This window comes from Nocardia lijiangensis NBRC 108240 (assembly GCF_001613045.1).
GTDB lineage: Bacteria > Actinomycetota > Actinomycetes > Mycobacteriales > Mycobacteriaceae > Nocardia > Nocardia lijiangensis.
The window spans coordinates 1-6,856 of sequence record NZ_BDBP01000172.1; the positions used below are offsets into that span (position 1 = coordinate 1).

The following is a 6,856-nucleotide window of genomic DNA, read 5'->3' on the forward strand; positions in this document are numbered from 1 at the left end:
CGGCTCGCGTCGCGCTCGCGGCGCCGGTCGCCGCGGCGTCGGCGATTCGTGCGCTGAGCGGACAGGTCGACCAGGTCGTCTGCCTCGAGGGTGCGAACGTCGTCACCTCGATCGCCAGGTGGTACGGGGATTTCGCCCCGGTCGACGACGCACAGGTGTGCGATCTGCTGGACAGCGCGGCGGCCGATCTGCGCCAGCGTTCCGGCGATTCGGAGGGGTACTAGTCGCACGGTCCGCCGACTGTGTGTACGGCCGGAGCGCCTGGGCGAAGACCGTTGCGCGGCATCGAGACCCGCACATGCCGATGCCGGCCGAGAGTCCGTGACCTCGGCCGACATCGATCGGTCACCGCCGGAATGCGTCTCGCACTTTGTCGGCCGCCTGTTTCAGGTTCCCGACGATCTGGTCCCGCCGCCCCTCCGCCGACAGCCGCGGATTATCGGTCGCACGTCCGAAGAATTTCTTCACGCGACCACGTGCTGCCTGAATTCGGTGATCGAAACGGCGGGTGTGCCTGGAATTTTCGGCGTTCATCGGGCGGCCTCAGTAGTAATGCCTGCGGCCGCCGATCGGACGGCCCGCCGAACCGGCGATCCAGAGCACCGCGCCGATGATCAGCACGATGATGCCCGCGGTGGTCAGCAATCCGATTCCGAGCAACCAGCCCACAATCAGAAGTATCAATCCAAGAATAATCACGGTCTCATTCCTTTCTGCACGGTCGACCGTCGACGTGTCAGGTGGTAGTCGGTGCCTTCGCCTTGCCGCCCGCCAGCGGCGCGGTTCCGGAGAGCCTGCGCAGGAATCGGTTGGCGCTCCAGACCGGCTTGTTGCCGGGCGGCGGCGCGGCGGGAGGCGGCGGCGGGACACTGCGGCGAGTTGCCGCGATCTCCCGGCGTGACCTGCGAAGCTCCCTGCGTGCCTCGCTGCCGCGGCGGGAGGTGCGCCACAGCCCGGTCAACAGGAGAACCAGCCCGATCGCGCCCGCCGCGCCGATCACGGTGCCGTAGAGGAACACCTCCCCTGCGGAGGCCGTGAACTGATAGTCGAAAACGGCGAAGTCGCCCGCCGACGTGCGTAGCTCGCCGGTATTCGCCGCCACAGCGGCGACTCCGACGACCACGGCGCCGATCAGGACGATCAGCCCTATGAGAATGATCATGAGAATCCTGGTGCGCTGAAAAGTTGTATTACGAATCCGCTATTCCCGGTTCCGGCGCGATCAAACTCACCCCCATCGCGAACGTTTGGGCCGCGCGGTTTCGGTGTATGCGCAGAACTGACCGGACCGATCGATCAGCAACCAAGGAGAATCCGACACCATGACCTATACCTTCGACTTCACCGATTACTCGGACGCATCCGCCAGCGTCGCCCAGAACGCGCTGCGCGGCCTCGGCGGCATCGATTCCGTCGACGTCGACCGCGTGGCGGAGACCATCTCGGTGAACTCCACCACCCTCAGCTACGGCGAGATCCTGAACGCGATCCGGCAGGCGGGTGTCCTCGCCAAGTAGCGGCGGACACGCTCGGCGAGTCGAACCGAGATCGAGGCGTTTGGTCACTCGGTCGACGAGATGCGGCGGCCCGGGTTCGCAACGGGCCGCCAGCCCTTCCCCGGCGCGCACCACCCGGCCCCACAGCTGCCGTTCCGGCTCGTAGATAACGATCGCGGTGATGTCGTTGAACGGGTCTTCCCCGCCGAGCACGACGAGGCTGCGCGGAAGGCCGAGCCGCCCGGCCAGCGCTGTCGCCGCCGCCGGATCGGGCGGGTCCACGATGGCGCCGAGCACGTCGGCCCCACTTCTCCGCGAGCTGCCGCCACGAGGTCCGGCGCGGCCGCGTACGGCTGCGGCAGCAACTGCGGAGAGGCCGCCGACGACCCGTGCGGCGCACGCGGCGCGAGCGGAGTACTTTGGTGCGCACCGAACGGTGCCGAGAAGTGTTGGCGGACAAAGCGGATGGGGGCTGGGGTGCGACAGATCTTCGATGCCGGTTTCGCGGCGGATCCGTGGCCGGTGTTGAGCGCGCTGCGCCGGGAGGGCGGCGTGCACCGGGTCCGCACGCCGGACGGCCCGCCCGCCTGGCTGGTGACCAGGCATGCCGACGTGCGCGCCGCGCTCTCGGACGAGCGCCTCACCACCGACGTCACCAAGGCCGGGCCGGTGGACTACGCGGGTTTCGCCGTCCCGCCCCCACTGGACGCCCTGCTCGTCGCGGGCGCCGACGACCACGCGCGGCTGCGCCGCCTGATCACCGCCGAACTCGGTCCGCGCAGAACGGCCGAATGGGACGAGCGCGCAGGCGATCTGATCGACTCGCTGCTGCGCGACACCGACACCGATCCGAAGGTGGATCTGGTCGCGCGGCTGGCGATCCCCTTACCCGCCGCGGTGCTCGGCGACCTGCTCGGGCTGGCCGATGCGGAACGCGAAGCCCTGCTGGGCTGGGCGAACTCGACGCTGCTGCCCGGCGCAACGGCCCCGCGCGCCAGGGACACCCTCGCCACCATGCGCACTCTCGTCGACGCCGTGACCGCGCGGGCCCACGCCGGCACCGCGGTCGGGCGACTGGTCGCCGCGCGCGACGAGACCGGTTCGCCGACCGCGGACGAGCTCGCGGGGGTGCTGTTCTACCTGCTGTTCGTCTGGTACGAGGTGCTCGCCGACCTGATCGCGGGCGCCCTGCTCACGTTGGTCGCCGATCCCACGCACCGCAGGGTTTTTCGCGCGGCCACCGACCGGCGCCGCGCCGTGGACGAGCTGCTGCGCTACCTCTCACCGCAGGTGCTCACCGGACCGCGTTTCGCGACAACCGATCTGGATATCGGCGACTACACCGTGCGGGCCGGGCAGACCGTATTGCTGTGTCTGGCGGGCGCCAATCGTGACCCGGTGGTCTTCGATCGGCCCGATCGGTTCGATCCGACCCGCGCCCGCAACGCCCAGCTCGGCCTCGGCCACGGCCCGCACTCCTGCCTCGGCACCGCCCTCGTGCACGGCGTCGCCGGGTCCGTGCTCGAGCACTTCTTCGACCGCTGGCCGGAGACGACCCTGACCACGCCCGCGCGAGAAATCCCGTGGCGCTCCGGTTTCCGGCACCGCGGGCCGCTGATCCTGCCGGTCGCGCTCGCCTGACCGCGCGGGCTCCGCGTACCCGGACCTCGGATCACCTGCGGGACAGGCCCATCGAAGCCATGCCTTCCGCGCCGAGGGGGACGATGCGCCACCAGGTGACGCACCGCCACACCCACTCCAGCGGGCCGTAGCGGAACCAGGACAGCCACAGGTAGCTGACGAAGGCTTGCAGCAGCACGATCCCGGCGGCGAGACCGAGCAGCGCGGCGTAGCGCGTGGTGCCGCCGAGATGCAGGCGCCCCTCCGCGAGCAGGATCAGCGCCGTCGCGGACACGTAGTTCGTCAGCGCCATGCGCCCCATGGGCTCGAGTATCTCGGCGAGCACTTCGCCGAACCCGGTGCGTAGCACGAGCAACAAGCCGGTCAGGTAGGTGAGCGCGCCGAGCAGGCCCGCGATCGGCTCGATCGAGCTGGTCCACAGCTCCAGATACGGTGTGCGCCACTGCCATACGGCCGCCACGACGGCAGCGGGCAGCGCGACCGCGAAGACGGCCACGATCTGCCAGGTGCGGTCATGCAGGTCGTCGACGAGACCGAATCGGTCGGCCGCCACTCCGAGCAGGAAGACACCGGGCACGAGGGCGAGGCCGCCGCTGAGGGTGAGCGCCACGCCCGCCGTGCCCACCAGTCCCCCTGTCAGAATCAGCCACCGCGGCAGCGCGGACGCGGGCAGCAGGATCACCAATCCCACGACCGCGTACGGCAGGAGCGCCTCGCCCGGCTGAAACAGCTGGTGGATCAGCCCGAGCACGCCGAGCGCGATCAGCCTGCGCGCCAACACCAGTCGCGGACGTGCGCTGCGTTCGGCGGCGCTGTCCAGGAACATCGCGAAGCTCAGGCCGAACAGGAACGCGAACAGCGGGAAGAAGCGCCCCTCGGCCAGCACGGAGAGCCAGTGCCGGAGCGGAACCATGTCTTCGCCCGAGGCGACGGTGGCCGTCATGTCGGTGATCTGCCAGATGTCGACCACCAGGATTCCGCACAGGGCGAATCCGCGGACGGCGTCCAGTTCGTGAATGCGCTCGCGCCCGTCGACGTCGTACATGCTCCGACAGTAGCGGCGCTGCCTGGCGAAGTCCGTCAACCGGCCGGTCCGCTGGAGAGATCGCGCACATACACTTAACGCACTAACTATTTGTGCGTTAATCTAGCCGAGACCTCAGGAGGAACCGTGGAGACCGAGATCGAGGACCCGCTGCGGCTGGACCGGCAGGTGTGTTTCGCGCTGGCCGTGGCCAATCGCGCGGTGCTCGCCGTCTATCGCCCGCTGCTGGAACCGCTCGGCCTGACGCACCCGCAGTATCTGGTGATGCTCGCGCTGTGGGGCGAGGCGCCGATGTCGGTGAAGGAGATCGCCGAGGCCATCCAGCTCGATTCGCCCACTCTCTCGCCGCTGCTCAAGCGCCTGGAGTCGGCAGGACTGATCAGCAGGGGACGCGACCCGCGGGACGAACGAAACCTGGTGATCGACCTGACCGAGGCGGGCGCCGCGCTGCGCGCGCAGGCCGAGCGCATTCCGCCCGCGGTGGTGCAGCGCCTCGGCGTCACCCTGGCCGACCTCGAAGAACTGCGCGACGTGCTGACCCGGGTCAACGACGCCGCCCGTCGCTCGGTACTCGCCGACCCGCCGCCCGCAACGACAGGAGCCGACGCATGACCCGCGCCCGCCGCCGCCCCAACCCCGTCGAGTGGATCGGCTACGCCTTCGGGCGCAGGCTGCCGGATTCCCTGCGCGACTGGGTGCGCGACGACTTGACCGGAAAGCACGCCGTCGTAAGGCATCTGGTGCGCGGCATGGTCCCGTTCACGCCGCTGTTCGCGGTCTTCCTGTTCTTTCCCGGAGAGTTGTGGTTGCGCGGGTCGATGGTGCTGCTCGCGATGCTGCTCGCGCTGTTCTACACCGCGGCGTTCATGCCGATGAACCGCGCGCACCGGTTGACCAAGCACGGGCTGCCCGCCGATCTGGAGAACCCGGAGCAGGCGCGCAAGCGGGAGCTGGAACGCGCTCGCTACGCCGCCCAGCACCCGCACTGACCGAACTCAACGGAGCACGAGCTCCAGTCGCGCGTGCCGCCGGACGAAGATGCTCGGAACCCACAGGGCCGCATCGGCTTCCGGTGCCAGCTCGAACGACGCGGTGCCGGCGAGCAGCGCCCCGAGCGCGACCCGCGCCTCCAGCCGGGCCAGCGCGGCGCCGACGCAGAAATGAATGCCTTTGCCGAACGCGAGGTGACCGCGCTGGACGGTGCGATCCAAGCGAAGCCGATCGGCGTCGGGAAAGACGGCGGGGTCACGGTTGGCCGCGCCCCAGAGCAGCAGCAGGTGCGCGCCCGCGGGCAGGTCCACGCCACCGAGCGTGGTGCCGGCGACGACGTGCCGATGGTGCGCGCGGAAAGGCGATTCCACCCGCAGCACTTCTTCGAGGAAGGCGGGCAGCAGCTCCTGATCCTCCCGAAGCTGTTGCTGCAGAGCGGGATCGGTGGCGAGCAAGCGGACGGCATTGCCGATGAGGCCCGCGGTGGATTCCCCGCCCGCCCCGACCAGCTGCACCAGCATCAACACCGCGACCTGCGGCTCGAGATCGCCCGCTGCGCACGCCCTCGCCAGGTCGCCGAGCAGATCGTCGCCGGGCGCCGCACACGCCGCGGTGAACGCCCGGTACAGATAGCCCGCGAGTTCGGCCGCCGCGGCGATCACAACCGCGAGCCGATCGGTGGTGACCACCCCGCCGAGCAGCTCGGTGGAGGCGTAGCCCCACTCCACCAATCGCGGAACGTCGGCGCCGGGCAGGCCGATCAGACCGGCGACCATGGTCATCGGAAGACGGTCGGCCATCGCCGCCATCCACTCGATGCGGCCGCCGTGCACACCCTCGGCGCACAGCCGCCGCACGGTCGCCGCCATCGTGGGCTCCAGTGCGCGAACGCGTTTCGCGACGAGGGCGGGCAGCACCAGTTTGCGATGGCGCATGTGCTCCGGGTCGTCGGCGGTGGCGAGCACGTGCACCGCCTGCCCTTCGCCGTCCATGTCGAAGACCGCGGCCGTGCCGTCGGCGTGGTGAACCAGCGCGGCAGTCAGGTGGGAGGAGAAGTCGGCGGGCCGGGCGGTCGCTTCCGTGACGAGATCCCAGCGGCTCACCAGATAGAAATCGGTGCCCTCGACCCGGTGCACCGGCGCCGTGCTGCGCAGCCGCTCGTAGAGGGGATACGGGTCGTCGAGCGACCCCGGGTCGAACAGGTCGATCTCATCCATCGTGCGGGTCATCCGCTCCGCCTTTCGCACTCCGACAGCGATGTCTTCCACCAGGTTTCGCCGTCGCATCGGTCCGCGTCAATGGCTGGGGAAAAGTGAGATCCGCGGCCCGAAATGCCTGGTCGGAGCGCGTCTCGTGGGCTCGCTCCGACCTGCCTGCTTGTCCGAGACCTCTTGGCAAGACGTCTCATCGTGAGACAAAATTCTTGGACCGTATCCACCGAGAATTGGGGGCGTGATGCCCGGACAACCCGACTGGCTGGCCGGCGGCGATCGCCGCGCGCTGGCGGTCGAGCGCATCCACGCCGCCGCGGCCGACCTCATCGCCCGCGAGGGCATGGCCGGACTGAGCATCGACCGCGTCGCGATGCGGGCGGGCTGCTCGCGCGCCACGGTCTACCGGTACGTCGGCGGTAAGGGGGCGCTGCGCGAGGCGGTCCTCGCCGGTGCGACGGCCCGCATCGCGG

General features: G+C 69.7%; 10 protein-coding genes and 1 pseudogene. 6 read left to right on the plus strand and 5 right to left on the minus strand.

The genetic code is table 11. The annotated features are described in order from the left end of the window. Window positions 1-224: pseudogene (locus NL1_RS38415) on the plus strand (phosphoribosyltransferase); the annotation flags it as partial. Window positions 225-345: 121 nt separating this feature from the next. Here the strand turns inward: NL1_RS38415 and NL1_RS35180 are convergent. Genes NL1_RS35180 through NL1_RS35185 form a run of 3 tightly spaced genes read right to left on the minus strand, consistent with a single transcriptional unit; the run spans window position 346 to window position 1,162 of the window. Continuing rightward, window positions 346-534 (minus strand): CsbD family protein, encoded by a 189-nt coding sequence (locus tag NL1_RS35180; protein WP_067849094.1) that lies wholly within the window; start codon window positions 532-534, stop codon window positions 346-348. Between the two features lie 9 nt (window positions 535-543). Further along, window positions 544-699: a DUF6131 family protein gene (locus NL1_RS38420; RefSeq protein ID WP_245673736.1), complete on the minus strand. Its 156-nt coding sequence runs from the start codon at window positions 697-699 to the stop codon at window positions 544-546. Window positions 700-736: 37 nt separating this feature from the next. Continuing rightward, window positions 737-1,162 carry a hypothetical protein gene (locus NL1_RS35185; RefSeq protein ID WP_067849097.1) on the minus strand — a complete coding sequence of 142 codons (426 nt, stop codon included), beginning with the start codon at window positions 1,160-1,162 and terminating at the stop codon, window positions 737-739. A 160-nt stretch (window positions 1,163-1,322) separates the two neighbouring features. On the opposite strand from NL1_RS35185, the gene NL1_RS35190 reads away from it, so the two are divergent. Both NL1_RS35190 and NL1_RS35195 read left to right on the plus strand, forming a co-directional pair. Beyond that, entirely contained in the window at window positions 1,323-1,517 is a 195-nt protein-coding gene (locus NL1_RS35190) for a hypothetical protein (RefSeq protein ID WP_067849100.1), read from the plus strand. A 456-nt stretch (window positions 1,518-1,973) separates the two neighbouring features. Beyond that, the gene (locus tag NL1_RS35195; protein ID WP_162272800.1) at window positions 1,974-3,137 is read left to right on the plus strand and encodes a cytochrome P450; all 1,164 of its coding nucleotides are present in this window, start codon (window positions 1,974-1,976) and stop codon (window positions 3,135-3,137) included. A 31-nt stretch (window positions 3,138-3,168) separates the two neighbouring features. Here the strand turns inward: NL1_RS35195 and NL1_RS35200 are convergent, their stop codons facing one another. Beyond that, the gene (locus NL1_RS35200) at window positions 3,169-4,182 is read right to left on the minus strand and encodes a DUF418 domain-containing protein (RefSeq protein ID WP_067849106.1); all 1,014 of its coding nucleotides are present in this window, start codon (window positions 4,180-4,182) and stop codon (window positions 3,169-3,171) included. Between the two features lie 126 nt (window positions 4,183-4,308). On the opposite strand from NL1_RS35200, the gene NL1_RS35205 reads away from it, so the two are divergent. Together NL1_RS35205 and NL1_RS35210 are read left to right on the plus strand one after the other, a co-directional pair. Beyond that, a complete protein-coding gene (locus tag NL1_RS35205) occupies window positions 4,309-4,794 on the plus strand; it encodes a MarR family winged helix-turn-helix transcriptional regulator (RefSeq protein WP_067849110.1) in 486 nt (161 codons plus the stop codon). Continuing rightward, window positions 4,791-5,171 carry a DUF5313 family protein gene (locus NL1_RS35210; protein ID WP_067849113.1) on the plus strand — a complete coding sequence of 127 codons (381 nt, stop codon included), beginning with the start codon at window positions 4,791-4,793 and terminating at the stop codon, window positions 5,169-5,171. The genes NL1_RS35205 and NL1_RS35210 overlap by 4 nt, the downstream gene beginning before the upstream one ends. A 6-nt stretch (window positions 5,172-5,177) precedes the next feature. Here NL1_RS35210 and NL1_RS35215 read toward each other — a convergent pair whose 3' ends face one another. Continuing rightward, window positions 5,178-6,389, minus strand: a complete 1,212-nt coding sequence (locus NL1_RS35215) for a cytochrome P450 (protein WP_162272801.1) — start codon at window positions 6,387-6,389, stop codon at window positions 5,178-5,180. A gap of 238 nt (window positions 6,390-6,627) precedes the next feature. On the opposite strand from NL1_RS35215, the gene NL1_RS35220 reads away from it, so the two are divergent. Further along, on the plus strand, window positions 6,628-6,856 hold a 229-nt coding region (locus NL1_RS35220; RefSeq protein WP_156095199.1), incomplete at its 3' end, for a TetR/AcrR family transcriptional regulator.

Bases quoted from the DNA above. Each gene is read 5' to 3' on its own strand.
- NL1_RS35180 (WP_067849094.1), bottom strand. From the start codon at position 534: ATGAACGCCGAAAATTCCAGGCACACCCGCCGTTTCGATCACCGAATT.
- NL1_RS35185 (WP_067849097.1), bottom strand. From the start codon at position 1,162: ATGATCATTCTCATAGGGCTGATCGTCCTGATCGGCGCCGTGGTCGTC.
- NL1_RS35190 (WP_067849100.1), top strand. From the start codon at position 1,323: ATGACCTATACCTTCGACTTCACCGATTACTCGGACGCATCCGCCAGC.
- NL1_RS35200 (WP_067849106.1), bottom strand. From the start codon at position 4,182: ATGTACGACGTCGACGGGCGCGAGCGCATTCACGAACTGGACGCCGTC.
- NL1_RS35210 (WP_067849113.1), top strand. From the start codon at position 4,791: ATGACCCGCGCCCGCCGCCGCCCCAACCCCGTCGAGTGGATCGGCTAC.
- NL1_RS35215 (WP_162272801.1), bottom strand. From the start codon at position 6,389: ATGGATGAGATCGACCTGTTCGACCCGGGGTCGCTCGACGACCCGTAT.